Source organism: Clostridium sp. CM038 (assembly GCF_055081105.1).
In genome coordinates this window covers 1,167,413-1,190,376 of record NZ_CM143651.1, presented here as the reverse complement: position 1 = coordinate 1,190,376, position 22,964 = coordinate 1,167,413, and the positions used below count along the sequence as shown (strand labels likewise).

At 31.4% G+C, this 22,964-nt stretch carries 19 protein-coding genes and 2 pseudogenes; 6 read left to right on the top strand and 15 right to left on the bottom strand.

Features of this window, described 5'->3' with window-relative positions; all coding sequences use genetic code 11:
* Positions 1-109 precede the first annotated feature (109 nt).
* The 12 genes and pseudogenes from ACWJKS_RS05380 to hcp (ACWJKS_RS05325) all read right to left on the bottom strand — a co-directional run bounded on the left by ACWJKS_RS05380 (position 110) and on the right by hcp (ACWJKS_RS05325) (position 12,619).
* Positions 110-544, bottom strand: a complete 435-nt coding sequence (locus ACWJKS_RS05380; protein WP_216303510.1) for a hypothetical protein — start codon at positions 542-544, stop codon at positions 110-112.
* 196 nt (positions 545-740) lie between these two features.
* Positions 741-1,577 (bottom strand): YjjW family glycine radical enzyme activase, encoded by an 837-nt coding sequence (locus ACWJKS_RS05375; protein ID WP_462960634.1) that lies wholly within the window; start codon positions 1,575-1,577, stop codon positions 741-743.
* On the bottom strand, positions 1,570-3,063 hold the full coding sequence (locus tag ACWJKS_RS05370) for a YjjI family glycine radical enzyme (protein WP_462960633.1): 1,494 nt from the start codon (positions 3,061-3,063) through the stop codon (positions 1,570-1,572). Before ACWJKS_RS05370 ends, ACWJKS_RS05375 begins: the two co-directional genes overlap by 8 nt.
* A gap of 328 nt (positions 3,064-3,391) precedes the next feature.
* Entirely contained in the window at positions 3,392-3,583 is a 192-nt protein-coding gene (locus ACWJKS_RS05365; RefSeq protein ID WP_462960632.1) for a ferredoxin, read from the bottom strand.
* A gap of 67 nt (positions 3,584-3,650) precedes the next feature.
* On the bottom strand, positions 3,651-3,812 hold the full coding sequence (gene rd / locus ACWJKS_RS05360) for a rubredoxin (protein ID WP_165414173.1): 162 nt from the start codon (positions 3,810-3,812) through the stop codon (positions 3,651-3,653).
* A 67-nt stretch (positions 3,813-3,879) separates the two neighbouring features.
* Positions 3,880-5,088 (bottom strand): NAD(P)/FAD-dependent oxidoreductase, encoded by a 1,209-nt coding sequence (locus ACWJKS_RS05355; RefSeq protein ID WP_462960631.1) that lies wholly within the window; start codon positions 5,086-5,088, stop codon positions 3,880-3,882.
* Positions 5,089-5,269: 181 nt separating this feature from the next.
* A pseudogene (locus ACWJKS_RS05350) lies at positions 5,270-7,830 on the bottom strand (RyR domain-containing protein).
* Between the two features lie 36 nt (positions 7,831-7,866).
* Positions 7,867-8,592, bottom strand: a complete 726-nt coding sequence (ric, locus tag ACWJKS_RS05345) for an iron-sulfur cluster repair di-iron protein (protein WP_462960630.1) — start codon at positions 8,590-8,592, stop codon at positions 7,867-7,869.
* A gap of 20 nt (positions 8,593-8,612) precedes the next feature.
* Positions 8,613-9,845, bottom strand: coding sequence for an FprA family A-type flavoprotein (locus ACWJKS_RS05340; RefSeq protein ID WP_462960629.1), 1,233 nt, complete (start codon positions 9,843-9,845; stop codon positions 8,613-8,615).
* A 265-nt stretch (positions 9,846-10,110) separates the two neighbouring features.
* Positions 10,111-10,299 (bottom strand): annotated as a pseudogene (locus tag ACWJKS_RS05335) (anaerobic nitric oxide reductase flavorubredoxin); the annotation flags it as partial.
* Between the two features lie 78 nt (positions 10,300-10,377).
* Positions 10,378-10,596 carry a YuzB family protein gene (locus ACWJKS_RS05330; protein WP_216303518.1) on the bottom strand — a complete coding sequence of 73 codons (219 nt, stop codon included), beginning with the start codon at positions 10,594-10,596 and terminating at the stop codon, positions 10,378-10,380.
* A gap of 376 nt (positions 10,597-10,972) precedes the next feature.
* On the bottom strand, positions 10,973-12,619 hold the full coding sequence (hcp, locus tag ACWJKS_RS05325; RefSeq protein WP_216303519.1) for a hydroxylamine reductase: 1,647 nt from the start codon (positions 12,617-12,619) through the stop codon (positions 10,973-10,975).
* A gap of 344 nt (positions 12,620-12,963) precedes the next feature.
* Between hcp (ACWJKS_RS05325) and ACWJKS_RS05320 the strand changes: the two genes are divergently transcribed.
* The 3 genes from ACWJKS_RS05320 to hcp (ACWJKS_RS05310) all read left to right on the top strand — a co-directional run bounded on the left by ACWJKS_RS05320 (position 12,964) and on the right by hcp (ACWJKS_RS05310) (position 16,369).
* Positions 12,964-13,674 carry a Crp/Fnr family transcriptional regulator gene (locus tag ACWJKS_RS05320; protein WP_462960628.1) on the top strand — a complete coding sequence of 237 codons (711 nt, stop codon included), beginning with the start codon at positions 12,964-12,966 and terminating at the stop codon, positions 13,672-13,674.
* A gap of 225 nt (positions 13,675-13,899) precedes the next feature.
* A complete protein-coding gene (locus ACWJKS_RS05315) occupies positions 13,900-14,457 on the top strand; it encodes a hemerythrin domain-containing protein (RefSeq protein WP_462954115.1) in 558 nt (185 codons plus the stop codon).
* A 193-nt stretch (positions 14,458-14,650) separates the two neighbouring features.
* Positions 14,651-16,369: a hydroxylamine reductase gene (hcp, locus tag ACWJKS_RS05310; RefSeq protein WP_462960627.1), complete on the top strand. Its 1,719-nt coding sequence runs from the start codon at positions 14,651-14,653 to the stop codon at positions 16,367-16,369.
* 106 nt (positions 16,370-16,475) lie between these two features.
* Here hcp (ACWJKS_RS05310) and ACWJKS_RS05305 read toward each other — a convergent pair whose 3' ends face one another.
* Positions 16,476-17,327, bottom strand: coding sequence for a polysaccharide deacetylase family protein (locus tag ACWJKS_RS05305; protein WP_462960626.1), 852 nt, complete (start codon positions 17,325-17,327; stop codon positions 16,476-16,478).
* A 313-nt stretch (positions 17,328-17,640) separates the two neighbouring features.
* Between ACWJKS_RS05305 and ACWJKS_RS05300 the strand changes: the two genes are divergently transcribed.
* From ACWJKS_RS05300 to ACWJKS_RS05290, 3 genes are all read left to right on the top strand, one after another.
* Positions 17,641-18,825, top strand: a complete 1,185-nt coding sequence (locus ACWJKS_RS05300) for a MalY/PatB family protein (RefSeq protein ID WP_462960625.1) — start codon at positions 17,641-17,643, stop codon at positions 18,823-18,825.
* A 22-nt stretch (positions 18,826-18,847) separates the two neighbouring features.
* A complete protein-coding gene (locus tag ACWJKS_RS05295; RefSeq protein ID WP_462960624.1) occupies positions 18,848-20,104 on the top strand; it encodes a dicarboxylate/amino acid:cation symporter in 1,257 nt (418 codons plus the stop codon).
* Positions 20,105-20,239: 135 nt separating this feature from the next.
* On the top strand, positions 20,240-20,914 hold the full coding sequence (locus ACWJKS_RS05290; RefSeq protein ID WP_462960623.1) for a helix-turn-helix transcriptional regulator: 675 nt from the start codon (positions 20,240-20,242) through the stop codon (positions 20,912-20,914).
* Between the two features lie 81 nt (positions 20,915-20,995).
* Here the strand turns inward: ACWJKS_RS05290 and ACWJKS_RS05285 are convergent, their stop codons facing one another.
* Both ACWJKS_RS05285 and ACWJKS_RS05280 read right to left on the bottom strand, forming a co-directional pair.
* Entirely contained in the window at positions 20,996-21,904 is a 909-nt protein-coding gene (locus ACWJKS_RS05285; RefSeq protein ID WP_462960622.1) for a polysaccharide deacetylase family protein, read from the bottom strand.
* Between the two features lie 51 nt (positions 21,905-21,955).
* Positions 21,956-22,684, bottom strand: a complete 729-nt coding sequence (locus ACWJKS_RS05280; protein ID WP_462960621.1) for an N-acetylmuramoyl-L-alanine amidase family protein — start codon at positions 22,682-22,684, stop codon at positions 21,956-21,958.
* Positions 22,685-22,964 lie beyond the last annotated feature (280 nt).

Below are 22,964 nucleotides of genomic sequence, written 5' to 3'. Positions count from 1 at the left end.
TTTTTGAATATAAAAAAAAACACTCCAATTTTAAATTAGAGTGTTTTACATTTTATGTTTGTCAACGGTCTGAATAATAAAGAGCATCCAAGCGGATGCTCTTTATTATTTAATTGATTGTTTCTTCATTCATAGTTATTATTTCTTCATTCAATTCAAATAAATCTTCAAAAATTCCATCAATAGTATTTTCATCAATAAATGCTCTCAATTTTGGGTTACGCTCTTCCGTATTAATATACTGAATAAAATAACCTCCTACTTTTTCAGCAATACTTAATTTAATAGATATGTTTTGCTGAATCCTATCTTTGTTAAATAAAATAAAAGTAACATTTTTATCAGAACATTCTATTTTGATTTTTTTATAATACTTTATATCTATATATTCATTTGAATCTGTTGTTGCTCGAATATTCTTTATATTGTATTTGTCTAGATTACTATTAAATACCTCAACAAAGTTTTGCATTGCTCTGCCAATAATGCTTTTATCAATAGTCAAATTTCTTAATTGTAAAACTAATTCTTCTTTCCAATTCATCTTATTCACCGCCCCTATAAGATATTACCTTATATTAAAGAAGGTAATATCTTATATCGTTAGAAATATAAAGGTACCTACATTATATCTCCTACTATTAAGCTATTCCAGAATCTAAAAAAGATACCAATTTCTCAGTATCCAACAACGGTAGGTAAACTAAAAACCTCACATTTTGTGAGGTCTCTAATAATTACTATACTATAACTACACTTCTGCAACCATTATACGTCGCTATCTCTCCTAATTCCTCCATGAATTCCTCCTTAGGAGTGTAACTGTTTATGATTTCAGATCGTACGCCCATTTGCCTATATTTTATAAGTTTATATCTTATATCTGGATTTAATAGCGCAATAAACTTGCTGATTTTATCTACATTATTGTGATTCTCTAAAACTTCTGGTACAACAACCGTTCTAATCTCATAAATTTTATTTAACTTAGCTAAATATTTTACATTTTCTATAACAATAGTATTTTCCATACCCGTAAGTCTCTTATGTTCCTCGTTATTATAGGATTTTATATCTACCATTGCCATATCCATTACATCCACTAGCTCTTCATGTTCCCATAAAGGTACCGAACCATTGGTATCCACAAAACATGTTAAATTCATTTTTTTAACTTCTCTAAATAAATGTATTAAAAACTCACTTTGAAGGGTGCACTCACCACCTGAGACTGTAATCCCAGAGATAAAAACTTTATTCTTCTCTATCTCGCGTACGACTTCTTCTACAGTCATGCTTTGTGCTCTAGGGGAGCTATTCCTTTTGCAAAATCTTATACATTCATCACATTTACTACAGGCTCTTTTATCCCATACTACATTAGAGGACTTAAATTGTAATGCATTATAATGGCAAGCATCTATGCATTCCCCACAACTATTACAAACATTTATAGTCTCTGGGTTGTGACAATAAGAACAGTTAAAATTACACCCTTGCAAAAATATGGCAGTTCTATTTCCTGGTCCATCCACCGAGCTAAAGGGAATAATTCGGTTAACTAATCCCTTAATCATTTTTTCTTACCTTTCTTTCCAGTACCTTTTGATTCAGAACTGCCCCAAGCCCTAATGCTACTGTATCCTGTAACACCTGATGCCCCTCTTGTAATTTTTTCATTTCTGATCTTTTAACAAGATACCCAGTAATTCTTATTACATCACAATCAGTAGAATATGCTGAAAAATATCTCATTTGTTTTTTAAAAGCACCCTTGATAATATCAAGCACATACTCCGGATTACTTTTAACCGTGCTATCAAAATTAAATATATCGCCTATTCCTGAGGGAAAGAACTTATGAAATTTAGCAGACTCCACTATATGTTGTGGAAGCTCAGGTTCATCTCCAATTGGAATCCTGCATCCTGGACTTATTCCCATATCAGAATCAATACCCACTTGAGCATGTAACAAATATCTACCTTTCGATATATTGCAGTGAGGATCATTATATTTATTAACCTCAGCTTCTAACTTTTCAATAATTCTATAGCCTAAAGTATTAGCTATTTCACCATGTCCAAACCTATTTTCTAATTTAGAAGAGTCAATAAAACAATTTACGCATTCAGCAAGTCCAAACATCCCAAACATGCCGGTGAAGTTATTTTTACTTATTAATCCTTCCTTTACTAAGAAATTGGTCTCAAAGAAACCACTTTCATCCACTAAAAATCTAATTCTCTCACGCATATACCCAGCCATTTTCTCTACTGCATCCGGCAATATAACATTTATAAATTCATCTTGGTTTTTTGCTTTTTTAGCAAGCCTCGCTAAATTTAATCTAGATAAAGTGTAACTTCCCCCACCTATAGTTAATCCATTATAGCAACTAACTATACCGTAATTCCCAGCAAACTCATTTGAAAACATTTCATGATTAGCAAAACTTGGTTTTGCAGTTATTAAGGCAGTGTTAATTGCATCAATAGCAAAATCATCTGGAGTACTTGTACTATATTTTAAAGTTAAGTTAGGAATTGCATTTTGCAGTTCTCTTTCCGCTCTTAATATTAATCTTCCTGCCTTAGTATCTTCTGGCCCTATGTTTGCATGACAAAAAGAATCTGTTATGGTTCTGTCTATATGTGTTAAAAATAATTTTATAGCATGAAAAGCTTCTTCTTCATCTAAGACAAACGGTTCCAAGAGATAATCAATGTTCCCTATATATACTGGGAATGAAGAAATTGATGGCACATGTCTGTATAATATTAATAAACTATTTGTAGCCTCCCAAATATCCTTTGGTGGCGTGAGTCCTAAAAATTCGCTTCCATTTTTCATGAATTTCTGATAGTTAGGTACTATATACCTAGGTCTATACGGTGCATGGCCTTCAAAAAGATCACATATTATTCCCTCATCGCGAAGCATCTGAGTATCCCTTCTAATATTTAGAACGTCTATACTGTCTTCCGCTGCTCTAGCGAGGGTTAATACCTTTTGCTCGTAGGTTAAGGTTCCGTTTTTAATAATTTCTAAAATGTTGTTCATTATAACACCACTCCATTTAAATTATTTTAACCACATTTTAAAATTGGTTTTTTAACATATAAGTATGTTAATTTGTTATATGCTGTTATTAATATTCTATATTGAATGTCTTTCTTTTGCAAAGGTTTTCTACTCCCTAACCCTTCCCTAAATCTTTTGGATATGCATATAACTAGAGCCTTAGGGCTCTTCTTCAGTTTTATTATATTTAAAATGCACTAAAGTCAAGGAGATTTAATCACTTTGTGATTAAATCTCCTTGACTTTCAATATGATTTTCTTGTTGACAACACAAGTTTTCAGTTTATTATATTTTTTTCTTATGATATTACTGTTCTACAGAAATTGCATCAACAGGGCATTGTTCTTCTGCTTTTTTTGCACTACTTACGAGATTTTCTGCCACTTCATCTGGCGATGCCACAGCTTTTCCGTCATCTTCCATTTGAAAGATTTCTGGACATACCCCTGGGCATAATCCACATCCAATGCATATATCTTTATCAACGTGAGCCTTCATTAATATCACCCCTTCAATATAGTTATTAGAAAAGATTTAAGCCGTAACTTTAAAAGTAGACGAAACTTTATTCAACTTTTTCAAAGTCTGATTTTGGAACTCCACATAATGGACAAACCCAATCTTCTGGTATATCCTCAAATTTAGTACCTTGTTTTATTCCACCATCTGAATCTCCTTCTTCTGGATCATAAATGTATCCACACACTAAACAAACGTATTTATCCATAAAAACATCTCCTTTAAATTTACTTAATATTATATTCTCCCCTATAATTTTCACTATACTCTTACCATTATTTATTGTTCTTCAACTTATCCAACAACTCATCAACAGATAGATCAACATCACCTACCGTTATTCCCTTTTCTATAGCTGATTTAAGAAGTGGCGATCTTTTCATATCACCTATAACAATCGCACCGATTACCTTATTATTTTTTATAAATATTTTTTTATAAATTTTAAGATTAGTATCTTCATCTATTAGTACCTTTGTAGACTCTAATTCATCAATGCACCCCATAGAAAATAACGAAATGCCAAAAGCATTTAATGTTGTAACTGGGATTATTTTTTCATAAACAGTTTCCTTCCCAGCAATGTTGTAACCTGCAACTTTTCCTTGTGCTATAGCAATATTCCATAGTCCATTAACTTCATTATCATATTCAGCAATATCTCCTGCTGCATAAATATTTTCTATGTTGGTTTCCATTTTATTGTTTACTAATATTCCTCTTACTGCTTTAACTTTAGTATACGCGATTAGTTCTTTATTAGGTTTAATTCCTGTGGAATACACAATCATATTACATTTTAATTCCACTTCTTTGTCTATAAGAATGCCTGCTACTTTAGCATCTCCTGTTATTTTAACTACACCAGTATTTGTTAGTATTTCTATCCCATAACCATGCATTATATTCTTTAATATTTCTGATGCTTTATTGTCTAATTGGAGAGGCATAAGCCTTGATTGCAATTCAACAATCGTAACCTTTTTGCCATGCTGATGTAATATCCAAGCCATTTCAATTCCTTGTATTCCACCTCCAATAACTATCACTTGTGCACTTGCATTGAGGCTATCTTTAATATTTAAAGCATCATTAAGGCCTCTTAATGTGTAGACCCCTTCTTTACCTATACCATCAATTGGTGGTATATTATTGCTGGATCCAGTTGCTATTAGCAATTTATCATACTTTATTTTACGTCCATCGCATAATATTAATTCAAGGCTATCTGTATTTATATTCAATACCTTTGTATTAATAATTATTTTTACTTTATTTTGCTCATACCACTCTTTTTTTTGAAGAAGTATGTTATTTTCCTCCAGGTCATCAAATATACCCTTCGACAGCCTTATTCGGTTATATGGATAAAAATTTTCTTGTCCGATCAAACATATCTCTGAACCTAAATCTATTTCTCTAATTGCCTTGATTGCTGTTACTGATGCAATACCAGTCCCTACGATTACGATTCTTTTAGCCATTTATATCACCCATCTTATTCTAATATTTATTTTTTATTATTCCCTTTTTCATTTAAAGTTATTTTCTAGTTAAATCATCTCCTGCGGAGCTGCAACATCTTCGCAGAAGATGCATTGACGACTTCAGAAGGAGATTTATACTCCACTTATAGAAGTGGGAGACTTTCCTTCTGAAATGTCGTTAAAGTATAGTCTCACAATGACATAGACTCTTTAGTGGTTCTATCTTAAAATTTGATTTGGCCAATATTTCTGGCCAAATCTTAATCATTTGGCATACCTTATTTTTCTTCTCTTCTGTCAGCTTGCCCCAAGGTACAAGTGCAGGATTAGTTTTTTTCTTATTATCTTCAACTTCACCATATTTAAAGCCAACCTTTTTTCTATGATAATACCAACGCATATGCTCCTTCTTAGCTAAGGCATTTAATTCTTTAATTGTAAATTCTATAAATGCTGGTTTTTCTTTAACAGAAACAACATCATAATTAATTTTAAGTAAGGCATTAGGAATATTTTTTGCTTGATCACGGTTGAAATTTTTAAGCTCTTCACGAAGATCCTGCCATGTCATTATAAAATCCCCATTCATATTTCTGTTATTTTCATAAATAGCAGTTGCAAGACTTTCAATTTTTTCACTATAGAATGCATCATGCATTAAATGGCGTAAAAATTGTTCTTCATCTACATGTAGTTGTAGCTGTTCTTTAGAAGGTAGATGAGATTGTTCCCATTTTTTCGCATTAGTTAGCATGCTCATCTCGAGTATTGCTTCCATAGACCTTGATTCATGCTTATACCTTGGAATTTTAAGAAGCGCCCGTAATACCCCATTATCAATTTGAGCCTCTTTTTTGTTATTTATAAGATGAGGTACCTTACGCTCCAAAAGTGAACGTAATAACATTGCCCTTCGAATTATAAATAAAGAATCCAACTTATTATCGGTTTGATTTGGCCCAAGGATATTTACGTAACCCCTCAAACGACTTAAAAAGTCAGGACCCTTCGCATTTTTAAATTCAAGTAAAAACTGTTTTTGTTCTTTTTCATTTTCAAGGTCTTCTCCACAAAATCCTTTGAGAGTACTGCTTGTTCCTCCAGCAAATACAAAAATAGCTTTTCCAATAGGATGAATAGAATCTCCTTCTCTAAATACACCATCTTGCATAGGTGCTAAAAAATATTTTAACCATCCAAGTTTTCCTTCGATAACAGAATCAAATTCATCAAAAACACTAATGGAATTTTCCCTTCCAATGCAATATCACTTACTTTACGAAAAGCAATTGCTAAATCTAATGGTGTACGGAATTGAGATAAATTAAAATCTAATTTTTTAATTAAATTTGACGCAATGCTATTAGCTACTTCCAGTATACCAAAAGATTTTCCAGATCCAGGCGTTCCAAATACTGCAATTGAAAGAGGCCGAACTGTGTTTTTAGTTGAGATATACTCAAGCATAAGATTTTTAATGCTCCTATAACTTTCTATTTCTGCCTTATCAACTGTTGTTAGCTTTCCAAATCGGGCTATTGGTATAAATTCAAGTGCATTTTTCACTCCATTTTTAACAATGTCATAAGCTATCTCTGCTAAGTTAGTAGCGCTTTTGTCTTTTAAAATATACCAACAAGCACGGCAATTAGGATTAGTTGAAGTAGGTACTAATACATCCTGTACATGCTCCGTATGTACAAAATCATCTTCCCTTTCAACAAATATATCTGGACTTAAAAATTGAGATTTTTCAATATTTTTACCAAATCCCTCAATAAAATATTTTTGAGCAGAAACAGTCCCTTTGCGTATTCCTATGCTTATCAATTCAGATAATTCTTCATTATCTTGACTTCCTGAAACAATAGTGCTTGCAAGTCCTGCAACAAAACTGGAGGTAAGTCCGTACATTTTACCTTGGGAGTCTTTAATAAAGCCCCCTTCAAATTCATATGGTAGGAAATACAATTTAATTTCAGGCACACCTTCATTTTTATAATAGATAGCACCTTCAAGACCAAAAGGTACTATAAGATGGCGGCAACTTGCTAGAAAAGCAAGATTTGGATTATTGTTAATTTGCCAAACAAAATCTTGCGCTGTCCTTTCCCAAGAAAGACTTTTACTTATATTAACTCCCTTCGAACGCAAATCATCACCATTTATAATTACTATTGTCTTTTCTTTATGAAATTTTTGTAGGCATTTCCAAAGTGCACTAGAATCAATAGGATTAACCATTTTATATAAGATTATTGGTGATGTTTCGGATGACTTTAAAGCTAAAGGCCAAAATTCTTTATTAGAGTTAAATCCATTATTTTCGTCATCTAATATAATTATATCTGCATTAGCGTCGTCGTTAATAATAGGGAGTAACCTCGGCACACCAGAAACCGGCCCTGTAAAACCCATAAAACGCCTTATTCTATAAACTTTTTCATTATTGTTTTTATCATCAAATTTCGGAAAAAGCTCTAATTCTGCACTAGAACTAAGAACCTCTCCTGGTAGAATTAATTCTATATTATGCATCTGTGGTGAAAGCACAGATGCTCCTGTTGCCAAAGATACAAGTTTTGATAGAAGCAAAGCTTGCCCTGGTTTTAAAGTACTATGCATATTTAAATTAGTTTGCCAATTCAAACCAGTATTATTCTGAGGACATGTTATCCTTTGCAACAAATTTACACATATGTCTCCTGATACAACAACTTTTATATTTTTATTTTCCATATTTGAACTCCTATAATAATAATTTTACTCTAAAAATTAATTTATAGAGCAACTCTTTTTCTGCCAAAGCATATTAAACAAAACACTGTTTTCCAGATAAATATGAATAAATAAATCTTTTTCTAAGTCATGAAGTTTTGTATATACAAGTTTGAAAGAAGTGCAAGCCCCTTCTGGAGCATTGAAATCTCTGGTTATCTTCTCTAATTCTTTAATTATATTTCCGGCAGCATCATGCTCATCCTCCGTATCCTTTATTACCTGATGTATTTTTGATAAAACACTATCATCCTTTGTTATTTCAAAATTTTCAATAAGGGGAAATAGATTCTCCTCTTCTTTGATAAGGTGCTCTTCTAGCTCTGTTTTCAATGTTCCAAAATATTTGTGCACCTTTAATAGTTCTTCACTATGAAGCTTAAAATGTACCTTGAGTACTTTTAATAATAGAGTATCTATTTCTTTAAGCTGTTTTTTGGTAAATTCATGATGTGTTTCTACTATGTGTCTTATTAAGGTGGAAGGTTTTTCTTTTCTCCAGTCTTTATACTCTGAATTAGTTTTTATAAACTCCTCGTACTCGTTATTAAGTTCTTCAATAATTTCATCAGCGTCTAAATCTATGACCTCCAAGGCTTCCGCTAACGTATCATGTCCACCACAGCAATAATCTATTTTATACCGGTTAAAGGTCTCTGTAGAACCTGGGAAAGTTGAAACTATTTCTCCAAGGCTTTGATTTTTATTTATAATTTTTCCCATAATAAATACCTCCTCATATTTTAAATTGTACTAAGTAATAAATCAGCAGTATAGACAACTGCCCTTTCAATGCTCTTTATGTTATCTTCGCTTGGTGAAAACCTAATCCTTAGTGGGAATTCTATATCGACCATACCAGTCGACTTAATTACATCAGAAGTATTCAAAACTTTAATATCGGTTTCCTTCAAGTAATCCTGAACTACTTCCACAGCTTCTCCACTCCAACCATAAGAACCAAATGCCGCCCCTATCTTATCTTCTAGATTTATTTCATGAAGATTCTTCAATATATCTTCCATATTTCCAATCATATCTGCATATTTGGTAGAGCTGCCAAAGAAAATTGCATCGGCTTCATTAATAGCCTTCATTACTTCTTCTTTTGGTATTTTATTTACATCAATGATTTGGGAAGCTATATTTTGCTCCTCAAATTTTTTCTTAAAAATATCAGCAATTTTTTTTGTCCTACCTGTCATAGTAGAGTATAAAATAAGTATTTTTTTACCTACCTCTGTATTCTTGCTCATATTATCATAAATATCTATAAAACTTTGAACGTTATTTCTAATAATAAATCCATGGGATGGTGCTATTATCTTTATGTCTAAATCTCTAATTTTTTCGATCATATTCTGAACATATCTTCTATGTGGGTGCATTATTAATTTGTAGTAGCCAATATAGTCATCATTGATATCGTCTTTTGCCATATCATTAAAATACTCATAGTTAGCTACGTGGGTACTAAAGATATCGCAAGGGAATAAAATTTTATCATCGATGCAATAAGTTATCATAGTCTCCTGCGTATGAAGATAAGGCGTCTCTATGAATTTTAGGGTCTTGCCGCCTATATCAAGAGTATCCCCATCCCCCACAACTAAAAATTCTCTATTATGAAGATTATACATTTCCTTAAGTTCAGCTACAGCCAGCTTTGTGCACACAATTACTGCATTTTTAGCTCTAGCCGCCAAACTCCCAAGGGCACCAGAATGATCAGGTTCAGTGTGATTAATTACAATAAATTTAATTTTATCAAGTTCAATTATATTCTTTAAATTTTCTACAAATTCTCTACCAAAGCTTATATCAACAGTATCAATCACTGTAGGTTTTTCAGTCATTAATAAATAACTATTATAAGTGGTTCCTTTAGTTAAAGTTAGTCTATGGAAAGGTACCTCTCTATCATCAACCTTACCAACCCAAAATATTTTTTCACTTAGCATAATGTTTTTCTTCATAATGTGTCCCTCCGATATTAATTTATTTTCATATGTTCTTGCTTTCCTATGGCTCTATTCTATATTTATTTTAATTATAAAAATATGATTTAAATCAAAATTTAAAAATAATGAAGTTATTTACTAAGTATCATTATGATTGAATGCAATAAAGTCAAGAAGCTCTAATCACTTTGTGATTAGAGCTCCTTGACTTTCAATATGATTTTCCTATACTCTTACCAAAATCTTTACACCTGTCTAGCCCTACTTCATCAGGGTTCCACAGTTTTTTTATTCCGACAGCTATTGCCTCTGCCATTATTCTAGTAGCATTCCACATAGTATCATAAATTATTGTAACTTGATTTTCTTTATAATCTTTTGCCCATTCCATATATTTATTTGCAATTTGAAGGGGATTTTCTTTCCAAATAATTCCATGACTTGGGCAAATCATATCTAATGGTAGATTTAAAATCCCTTCTCATATATTTTTTAATAAGGTATTGTTCTTAAAATGAATATCCTAAAATATAGTTTTATCTGTTTCTTACATCATGCTTTTAATTTTCTCATATAATTCATCTGCAGTACCAGCCTGTATCAGTTCGTCATCTACTAAAGCATAAGGTCCCACTGCGCAATCTCCACAATATCCCAGGCATTCCTCAGCTGTTATATCTACACCTGGATAGTTCTCTTTTAATTTTTTCATAGTTTCATCTGTTCCAAAAGTAAAGTTATTCTCACAAAATTTAATATCTGTCATATTTATACCTCCATCATTATTTATTGTTCTTTAATTTATCCAACAACTCATCAACTATCTATATTTTACCTTTGTATTAATAAATATTTTTACTTTATCACCACTTCATTTTAATATTTGCTTTTAATATTCCCTTTTTTAATTAAAGTTATTTACTAATAACTTACATCTTCGACTTCGATTATAAATCACTTGTTTTTATAATGAATTTTTTATTACTGACACTATATTATTTTGATTATACATATTTGTTTTTCATTACAATATGATTTAAATCACAAAAAATCTAAAAACGTAAAATAAGCGGCTGCTAAATGTATTCAAATTACATTTAGCAGCCGTTTATTTTAAATTATAATTATAAAATTAATATTATTTATCCGAGTATTTGTTTTAAATCATCTTCTGGATTGCTTATAGGTTTAATATCAAAAGTATCAACTAAAAATTGTAATACGTTAGGGCTTAAGAAAGCTGGAAGCGTTGGTCCAAGGTAAATCCCTTTCACTCCAAGTGAAAGTAATGCCAATAGGTCAGCAACAGCTTTTTGCTCATACCAACTTAAAACAATTGCCAGTGGTAGATCATTAATGCTGCATTTAAATGCATCCGCTAGTGCTGAGGCTATTTTCACAGCAGAATATGCATCGTTACATTGACCTACATCTAGTAATCTTGGAAGTCCTGCTACCTCACCAAACTCTAACTTATTAAAACGATATTTTCCACAAGCTAAAGTAAGAATAATACAATCTTTAGGCACCTGCTGAGCAAATTCAGTGTAATAGTTTCTTCCTGGTCTTGCACCATCACATCCTCCAATTAAGAAGAAGTGTCTAATTTTTCCTTCCTTAACTGCATTTACTATTGTTTCAGCATGACTTAAAGTTGCTTTATGACCAAATCCTACTAGAATTTCTTTAACTTCTTCATCTTTTTCAAATCCACCGAGTTCTAGTGCTTTATTTATCATTTCAGAGAAGTCTTTATATCCATTCTCATCATTAGATATATGTTTTAGACCATCCCAACCAACAACACTTGTTGAGTATATTCTATCTTTATAAGAATCTCTTGGTTTCATTAAGCAATTTGTTGTCATTAAAATACAACCAGGTATACCATCAAATTCTTTTTGTTGATCTTGCCATGCTCCTCCAAAATTACCTACTAAATGTTTGTATTTATTGAGCTTTGGGTATCCATGCGATGGTAACATTTCACCATGTGTATAAATATTTATTCCCTTGCCTTCTGTTTGCTCAAGTAACATTTCAAGATCCCTTAAATCATGACCAGAAACTACAATGAATGGACCCTTTTTAATGTTTACATTAACCTTTGTAGGTGTTGGAGAATTATATTTCTCATTATTGGCTTTATCTAATACCTCCATAACCTTAACACACATATCTCCAGTTTTAACTAAATACTTGATAAGATCTTGTAGATTTAAACTATCATCAGTCATTACTGCTAAGCCTATAAAATAAAAATCATCTACTTCATCGCTATTATATTTAATACATCTAGCTTGGTGTGCATAAGCTGCAATCCCTTTTAATCCATATTTTATAGTTTCGCGAACTGAACGGATATCAGCATCTAAGTCTTCATTATACATAACGCCAGCTTTTTTAGCATCTTCAAGTATCTGCTGCTTAGTATCACTTAAATTATATAAAGCTTCCTCAGAATTTACTTCTTCCCCTGCTGCTTTTTTCCTGGCATCTTCTTTTATTACTTGAGATCTTTTAAGCATATCCATATGAGATTCAGGATCAAAATTTACATTAGTTAATGTCATAAACAATGAATTTTCAATAAATGAAACCCATGACTTATCAATTTTTTCGCCTTTGGCTAAAAGTTTAGTAGCATAACAGCTTATTCCTTTTAACTGATAAATGAGCAAATCCTGCATTGCTGCAATTTCAGGCGTTTTTCCACAGACTCCTACTTTGGTACAACCTTTTCCGCCGAAAGTTTGTTCACATTGAAAACAAAACATTTTTCCTTGCATATGTAACCCTCCTAATTTTTAAAACTTCTATATAATATTTTGCACATTACTGGCATGATTATACACGATATTAATGAGAATATTCATATACCCCTTCCGAAGCATTGAAATCTCTGGTTATCTTCTCTAATTCTTTAATTATATTTCCAGCAGCATCATGCTCATCCTCTGTATCCTTTATAACCTGATGTATTTTTGATAAGACACTATCATCCTTTGTTATTTCAAAGTTTCAATAAGGGGAAACAGAAAATCAAAATCTTTAAGTACTAAAAAAGTATACTGATTATTATTTGACTGGGCTAAATTAAAGATGTTATTATACTAAATGGTAGGTGATATATATGAAAGAGTGTAGTTGTGGAAATTGTAATCATAGCCTATGTGCTAAGAAGGTACCTATATTTTCATTCCTCTCTGACGATGAACTTATAAAAATTGTTGATATGACAGGGCATAAATTCTATAAAAAAGGAGATATGCTGTGTAGCCAAGGACAAAAATCAGATACATTATTTATTATTAATGAAGGTCAAGTAAAAATATCTAAGTTAACAAAAGAGGGTAAAGAGCAAATAGTTCATATCTTCACTAGTGGAGATTTCTTTGGAGAACTAAGCCTGTTCAGTAGTGATGAAATATATAATTTTAATGTTTACGCCATATCAGATGTTAAAATATGTACATTAACCAAACAAGATATGGATAAAATTATCATGGGCAACCCAGGAATATCAATAAAGCTATTACAAGTTATTTCAAAGCGTCTAACTCAGACTGAAAATCTTGCCCAAAATCTGGCTACTAATGATGCAGAAATAAGAGTTGCGTTTATGCTTTTAGAGTTTGGTGAAAAGTATGGAGTTGCTACAAATCAGGGTTTGCAAATCAACTTACCTATAAATAGGGAAGAGATGGCAAATTATGTTGGGGTAACGAGAGAAACCATAAGCAGGAAGCTCAGTATATTTGAAGAGTCGGGTATTATCATCCTTAAGGGTAATAAAGTGGTAATTATAAAACAATTAGATATTTTAAGATCATATGTAGAATAGTAATTTTCAAGCAACCTAAGGCCTATTACATAAGCCTTAGGTTGTTTTTTTATAATTTTGATTTAAATCATATTTTTTCAAATTAAAGTTAAGTAGAATTATAACATAGGAGTATGAAATCTACTGTTCTACACTATAAGAACTAGTATTATATTATTAAACAAGTTAATAATATAATTATAATTTGAAATAAATATTGAATTGAAAAAATTAGGAGGATTAATTATGGATGCAATAGATTTAATGATGGACGAACATAAATATATTTTACGTGGATTAAAATTATTTAAGATATTAAGCGTAGAAATATTAAATAGCAATACTGTTGATTTTGTGTCTTTTGAAAAGATGATTCTATTTGTTAGAAACTATGCCGATAAGCATCATCACAATAAGGAAGAGGTTGTCCTTTTTAAGAAGATGGAAACTCAACTAGGGCAAAATATGGTAAAAGGACCCTTATCTGGAATGTATATAGAACATGATTTAGGAAGGCAACATATAACGCTTTTAGAAGAAGCTCTTTTAAGAGTTAAAAATGGTGACTTAGATTCACGAGTGGATATAATCGCAAATTCCGTATGCTATGCTAATCTGTTAACAAGACATATTGATAAAGAAGATAAATTGATATATACCTTTGCTAGAAGAGCATTAAGCCAAGTGGACATGGAGGGCGTAAATGTAAGTTGTGAAAATATTGAATTAGAGGCAACTAAAAATCAATTACAAAAAGAATATATAAGTGTTTTAGAAGAATTAGAGAAGAAGTATTTAGATTAATTTTAAACATACATAAAAGAGGCAAGTGTTGTACACAGAAAATTAGAAGAAACAAAAATACACTAGACATCGTATAGTAATAAAATAAGTTAGTAACATATGTTACCGACAACATGATTATATATCAGTATAATAATCACATAGAACAGGCACAACCAGTGCTTACAAAAGAGAAAAATGGAGGTTTATTAATATGGCTATGTTTTGTTATCAATGTCAAGAAGCAGCTAATTGCAAAGGTTGTACGGTAAAGGGAGTTTGTGGTAAGACTGAAAGTCTCGCAAAAGCTCAGGACCTGCTAATTTATATAACTAAAGGAATATCTATATACAGTGTACGTGCTAGAGAGAATGGTATCGTTAATAAAGAAGTAGATGCTTTTATAATGGAAAGTTTATTTGCAACTATAACTAATGCAAATTTTGATAGAAATGTATTTATTAAAAGAATAAGAGAAGGTTTAAGATTAAGGGAAGAAGTAAAAGGTCAGATTCTTAAAGCTGGAATTAAGTTAAGTGATAAAGGCGAAAATGATAGTTGGCTTACAAGGATATTTAATACGTTTGGATTTGGCAAAGAGGAGGAATTAAACTTACCCGATGCAGCAGTTTGGTTTTCTAATGACTTAAAAGCATTTGATGAAAAAGCAGGAAAAGTTGGAGTACTCTCAACAGAGAATGAGGATGTAAGATCTTTAAGAGAATTGCTTATTTACGGACTGAAGGGAATGGCTGCGTATGCTAAGCATGCGAGTAGTCTTGGATACAACGATGATGGGCTTCATGCATTCACTCAAAAGGGGTTAGCTTCAACGCTTAACGATAATTTAAGCGTTGATGAACTTGTGGCCTTAGTACTTGAATGTGGTAAGTATGGTGTTGATGCAATGGCTTTACTTGATAAGGCGAACACTACGAGTTACGGGAATCCTGAAATAACAAAAGTTAATATAGGAGTTAAAAATAATCCCGCTATATTAATTAGTGGACATGACTTAAAAGATATGGAAGAGTTATTAAAACAAACGGAGGGCACGGGAGTAGATATATATACTCACAGTGAAATGCTTCCAGCTAACTATTATCCTTCATTTAAAAAGTACAAGCACTTAGTTGGAAATTATGGCAATGCATGGTGGAAACAGAACCAGGAATTTGAAAGCTTCAATGGACCAATACTTATGACTACAAACTGTATTGTAACTCCAAAAGCATCTTATAAAGATAGAATATACACTACAGGATTAACAGGTTTTGAAGGCGTTAAGCATATAGCAGATGGAATAAATGGAAATTCAAAAGATTTTTCTAAAATAATTAAACAGGCTAAAAAATGTGCGGCACCTAAAGAAATTGAAAAAGGTGAAATAGTAGGAGGATTTGCTCATAATCAAGTGATAGCTCTTGCGGACAAAATTGTGGACGCTGTTAAATCTGGAGCAATAAAGAGATTCTTTGTAATGGCAGGCTGCGATGGACGAATGAAAAGCCGTGATTACTACACAGAATTTGCTGAAAAGCTACCAAAGGATGCAGTTATACTTACAGCCGGTTGCGCAAAATATAAATATAACAAGTTAAATTTAGGTGATATTGGTGGAATTCCAAGAGTATTGGATGCAGGACAATGTAATGATTCATACTCATTAGTAGTAATTGCACTTAAACTAAAAGAAGTATTTGAATTAGATGATATAAATGAACTTCCGATTTCTTATAATATTGCATGGTACGAGCAAAAGGCAGTTATAGTATTACTTGCATTACTGCATTTAGGAGTTAAAAATATTCATTTAGGACCAACACTACCAGCATTCCTATCACCAAACGTAGTAAAGGTATTGGTTGACAGCTTTGGTATTGGTGGAATAAGTAATGTAGATGATGATATAAAAATGTTTATGGGAGCATAATTTTAGAATTACCTTTGTTCTTAATATCAGTAATAAAAAGCACTCATTTATGGGTGCTTTTTTTATTAAATTTATAATTTTCGTATTTTCCTACAATTAGGCAACACTATTTTATAATCTTAAATTCATATCCATTTATTTTTAGATAGTCTATAATTTCAGGTAATGCTTTTGCAGTTTCTTCCTTACCATAGGTATCGTGCATTAATACTACTACTTTTTCTTGTGTACTTACAGATTTTTTTAATGCCTCTACTAATTCGGGTGCAGTTTTCTTTTTACCCTCAGCATCGAAAATGTATGCATTCCAATCTATACTATACAGATCTTTTTCTTTTAACTTAGCGTTCAATTCAATCAACTTAGGATCTTTATAGTACACTCTAGACATATAACCACCTGGCATCCTTATTGCTCGGTCATTAAAACCCTGTCCTAAAATATCTTTTAAGATATTGTTAGTTTTCTCAATTTCAGCCATATAAGTACTTACATCAAGTCTGTTATGGGGATATAAGGTTTTCAATGAGTGACTATAACTATGATTTCCTATAGCATGTCCCTCTTTGAAAATTCTTTTTATAATCTCTTTACTCGAATTATTAGATTCTATAAATTTTCCAACTGTAAAGAAGGTCGCTTTTATGTTATTATTTTTTAATACATCTAGTACTTGAGGTGTTACCGTAGTAGACGGCCCATCATCAAAAGTAAGAAATGCCATTTTTTTGCCATCCTTCTCCCCTTTGCAGCTAGCTATGGCCGATATTTTTTGTATATCATAATCAGCTGCAACATTTGCAGCATTTGCAGCATTAGTGGCATTAGTGGCATTAGCGGCTTTCGCCCCTTTAGAAAACCATGTATAGCTTGTATAAAATAAACTGCATAATACAATAAAAAACACTATATTTACAGTGCTACTTGTTGTATTAAAATCATTACTTTTTCTTCTCATAATTCTTTTCTCCCCCTGTTATATCTAATCATTAATTCTAGTACAAAAACTAAATAATCTTCAGCCAATATTTCATCTTTCACATAACCATATGCTTCGCATCCATAAATTATTCTAAAATAAATTATCTTAATTTTAATAAAAGTTTATCAAGATTAAGATAATTTATTATGTTGACGTTTTTTTACAGCTATGATAATATATTGTTATAATAAATTAATGGCTATTTAGTTTATATAATATTGTAAACGTATAAAAAGTATTAGTCGAAGTTTACGCAATAGCTAATTTATAAAAAAAAGGAGCTTTTATAATGAATATCAAAGAATTTTGTGAAAAGTATTCAATAGATAGGTTAGGGACAAACTCCTTAAAATGGGATGCACTAGATAAGCGTTATGGTGATAAAGATTTAATTGCTATGTGGGTTGCAGACATGGAATTTAAAACTCCTGAAGTTGTAGTTGATGCACTGAAGAAAAGAATTCAACACGGAATATTTGGATATTCTTATGTACCTGAATCCTATTATGATGCCTTCATTAAGTGGGAAAAGAATGAACATAATTATGAGATAAATAAAGAATGGATGCGTTTTTCAACTGGTGTTGTTCTTGCCTTATACTGGTTTGTTAATGCTTTTACAAAACCCAATGACTCAGTAATGATTATTACTCCAGTTTATTATCCCTTCCACAATGCGGTAAACGATAATGGAAGAAAATTGATTACATCGGAATTAATTAATACTAACGGAGTATATACTATTGATTTCGAGAATTTTGAAAAGAATATTGTTGAAAACGACGTCAAATTATTTATCCAATGCTCTCCTCATAATCCAGTTGGTAGAGTTTGGACAGAAGAAGAATTGGATAAAGTTTTGTCTATATGTAAAAAACACAATGTACTTGTTGTTTCAGATGAGATTCATCAGGATATTATAGTTGGAAAAAATATTCAAATTCCAGCAGCGATTGTAAGTTGCGGAAAGTATGCAGATAATCTAATAACAGTTACAGCACCGTCAAAAACTTTCAATCTAGCTGGGTTATTAAATTCCCATATAATCATATCCAATGAAGAAATAAGAGCTAAATATGACGCTTATGCAAAAACTGTTAATCAAACAGAAGTAAATATCATGGGACTCACTGCAGCAGAAGCTGCTTATAGCCATGGAAAAGAGTGGTTAGATTCTTTACTAGATGTAATACGATATAATTATAACTATGTTAAAACCAGACTAAATGAAAAAGCACCAAAAATAATTATTACGCCATTAGAAGGAACCTATCTTGCTTGGTTAGATTTACGAGAATATATAGATCCTAAGGACACAAAAACCTTTATACAGGACAAATGTAGACTTGCTGTTGATTTAGGTGAGTTGTTTAGTAAAGATTGCAAAGGTTTTGTTAGACTCAATATGGCTACTGATCCCAAATATGTTGAAATGGCTGTAGACAACATCATAAAGAATATCAATTCTTTGTAAAAATAGAAGGCGAGGAACACTAATGAAGTTTTTAAAGAATTATAAATTTTCTTTTATCCTCCTTGGGGGAATGTTAGTAGGGTCCATTGTAGGATGGATACTTGGACCAAAAGCTGTACTTCTTACTCCTATAGCAGATGTTTTTCTAAATTTATTATATTGTTGCGTAGTCCCTATGATTTTCGTATCGTTAGTATCTTCCATTGCTAATATGGAGAATTTGCACAAGCTTGGTAAAGTATTATCTATCATGATGGTATTGTTTATTGTAACAGAAATCATAGCCAGCGTTTATATGGCTGTCATCTGTGGAGTGTTTGATCCAGCTCATGGAGCAAATATCGTTATGAATGAAACAGTAAAGGATATGACGAGCAGTAGTAATTTTTTATCGATGTTTACAGTAAATGACTTTTCACTGTTATGGTCAAGAAAAAATTTGATGGCTTTAATTGTTTTTTCTATGTTTTTTGGAGTATCTACTGTTGCTATAGGAGAAAAAGGAAAACCTGTAATGCAATTATTTGACTCACTATCTAGTGTTATTATGAAAATGGTTGGATATGTCATGCTTTTAGCCCCAATAGGACTAGGTGCATTCTTCGCTACTTTGATTGGGCAGTATGGTGATGAAATTGCAGGACCACTATCAAGAGCATTAATAATATATTTTATAGCGGCACTAATATATTTCTTTTTAGCAAATACTATTTTCGCTTTCATTGGTGATGGGAATAGAGGAATTAGAAATTTTTGGAAACACATTATTCCGCCAGCTTTAACATCTTTAGGTACGTGCTCTAGTGCTGCAAGTATACCGAGTAATCTTATTGCCTCAAAAAACATTGGCATTCCAGAAGATATTAAGAATATTACTATTCCTATGGGTTGTAATCTTCATAAAGATGGAGCGTGTTTAATTTCAATTTTAAAAATTGCATTTATGTGTTCTATTTTTAACATTAACTTTCTGGATCCTAAAAACTTATTGACTGCTATTGTAGTATCTGTAGTAGCCTCATCAGTAATGGGTGCAATACCAGCAGGTGGCTATGTTGGAGAAATATTTATTGTAGCTGCTTTTGGATTTCCGGCTGTTTCAATTCCAATTATGGTTTTAATTGGAACAATAACAGACGCACCAGCAACAGCAATTAACGCTACTGGTGATACTGGGGTTGCAATGATTATTTCTCGCATTATTGAAGGTAAAAATTGGGCTGATAAAAAAATTACCACTAATAAAATATCCCATATAGAAACAGAATCATTTATGTAAGTTAGGAGATAGTACTATAATTCCAGTGAAAATATAACACTTACTGGAATTATATCTCTTCAGTTAAAATTCTATAAAGACAACACTTTGCAATATGCACAAGGCTAAATATAAAGATATTTATGAGGTGAAAAAATGTCATCTAAACTTATACAGAATAAATTAAATAAATATATTCCGTTGGTAGATTTTATTGCTGCGATTTTGGGTAAAAATAGTGAAGTGGCTTTACACGACTTAACAGATTTAGACCATTCTATTATTAGTATAAAAAATAACTATATTTCCAAAAGAGAAGTTGGTGCTCCTGCAACAGATTTAATTTTAAAAATACTAAAAGAAAATTCAAATGAAAAAAATGATTTTATTACTAATTATAACGGAGATAATAAAATAAATAACTCCCTACGTTCATCAACTTTTTTTATAAGAGATGATGATATGAATTTAATTGGTCTTATATCTGTGAACACTGATGAAACAGCACTTAATACTTTGATGGAAACTGTTTCAAAGGTATATTCTCTTTATAAAAAAGAACCTGAATTAGAACGTAAAGATGATAGTGAATCAGAAAATCTCTCTTCAATCATTGAAGAATTAGCTCAATATTCAATTAATAAAATAACCTCTGCTAAAGGTATTACTATTGAATATTTAAAACAAGAAGATAAGATTCATATAGTCGAGGAACTTCATCAAAAAGGAATCTTTCTATTAAAAGGTGCCGTTAAACAACTTGCTAAAACATTAGGCTCATCAGAAGCCACCATTTATAGATATGTTCAGAAAATAAAAAACCAAGAATAAGCATTATCGTGCCTTCGCTACACTAATTAGGCAACACTTATAAGTTGTTTTATACCATTATATTACAAATACTTCCTTAAGTTATTTTATAATCTTAAATTCATATCCATTTATTTTTAGATAGTCTATAATTTCAGGTAATGCCTTTGCAGTTTCTTCCTTACCATAGGTATCATGCATTAATACTACTATTTTTTCTTGTGTACCTACATCCTTTTTAAAGGCCTCTACTAATTCGGGTGCAGTTTTGTTTTTACCCTCAGCATCGAAAATATATGCATTCCAATCTATACTATACATATCTTTTTCCTTTAACTTGGCATTCAATTCAGTCAAATTAGGATCATCGTAGTATACTCTAGACATATATCCACCTGGCATTCTCATTGCTCGTGCATTAAAATCTTGTCCTAAAATATCTTTTAAGATATTGTTAGTTTTCTCAAGTTCAGCCATATAAATACTTACATCAAGTCTGTTATGAGGATATAATGTTTTCATTGAATGACTATAGCTATGATTTCCTATAGAATGTCCTTCTTTGGAAATTCTTTTTATAAGCTCTTTACTTGAATTATTAGATTCTATAAGGTTTCCAACAGTAAAGAAGGTTGCTTTTATTTTATTATCTTTTAATACATCTAGTACTTGTGGTGTTACAGTAGTAGATGGGCCATCATCAAAAGTAAGAAACGCGATTTTCTTACCATCTTTCAAGCCTCTACCGCTAGATATATCTGATATTTTTTGTATATCATAATCAGCTGCAGCATTAGCGGCTTTAGTATTTAAATCTTTAGCTTTCTTATCCGATTCGTCTTTTTCCTTTATTTCCTGTGCCTTAGCCTGTAATACCTGATTTTCCTTGGCTTGGACATTCACTTCTGAAACCCATGTATACCCTGTATAAAATAAAGCACATAATATAATAGAAAATACTATAATTACAGTGTTTCTTATTGTCTTAAGTTTATTGCTTTTTATTCTCATAATTTTTTTCTCCTTTGTTATATCTAAACATTAATTTTAGTGTAAAACTAATTACTTTTTAACTGATGACTTATAATTTAAAATTCCTTTTGCTATACTATTAGCACATACTTCTTGTCCACTTTCAGATGTTATAAAATTAGCATCTGAAGAATTACTTAAAAAACCTATTTCAATTAATGCGGAAACAGAATTATTAAGCTTTAATACAGCCAATGAGTATCCATTAGATTCATATTTTAAACCTCTATCGGCGGAGTACTTACTATTACCAAGTTCCTTTTGGATGCTTTTAGCAAGTTTTTCACCATCAGTATTAGGAAACCTACACCAGGTTTCTACTCCATGATAACTAGAGTCAGTAGCAGCATTGCAATGTATAGATACAAATGCATCTGCTTTAGCCTCATTTGATACTTTAACTCTTGCTCTAAGATCTAGCTTATTATCAGAGGGCCAGGACACTTTATCAGTAGTCCTTGTATATAACACCTTAATACCATCTTTTTCTAAGAGATCGCCTACTTTAAGAGCAATTGCTAATGTTACATCCTTTTCAAAAATATTCGATGAGTTTGTAGCACCAACATCATATCCGCCATGGCCTGCATCAATACATACTGTAAAATTAGAAGTATTACTCTTTTGCTCGTGGTTATTAATAATCTGTGGATTAGCATTCGCTCCTTTTTTTACTGGATTACTAATAAATAGCAATCCCAAGATTAATAAGAATACAAAGAGTGCTTTTATACTTATTTTCGACAACTTTTTTTTCATAGTTTTCCCTTCTTTCTACATTGTTTTTGCTTTTTATCGTTTATCTGATATATTTAATTATAATAGGAGCATATATCAGAAGTTTTTAATAGTTGTAAAGTATATGTAAAGAAAAGAATTATCTAGTTCTAAAAAAATACTCACTTTTAACAAAATAAGATTTTGTTAAAAGTGAGTATTTTGTAAAGTGACATATATAAGAAAAAGCATTCCGAATATGGGATGATTGTTCTTATTTATGTCACTTACACTAAAGGTAGTAGGTTTTATAATTTTATTC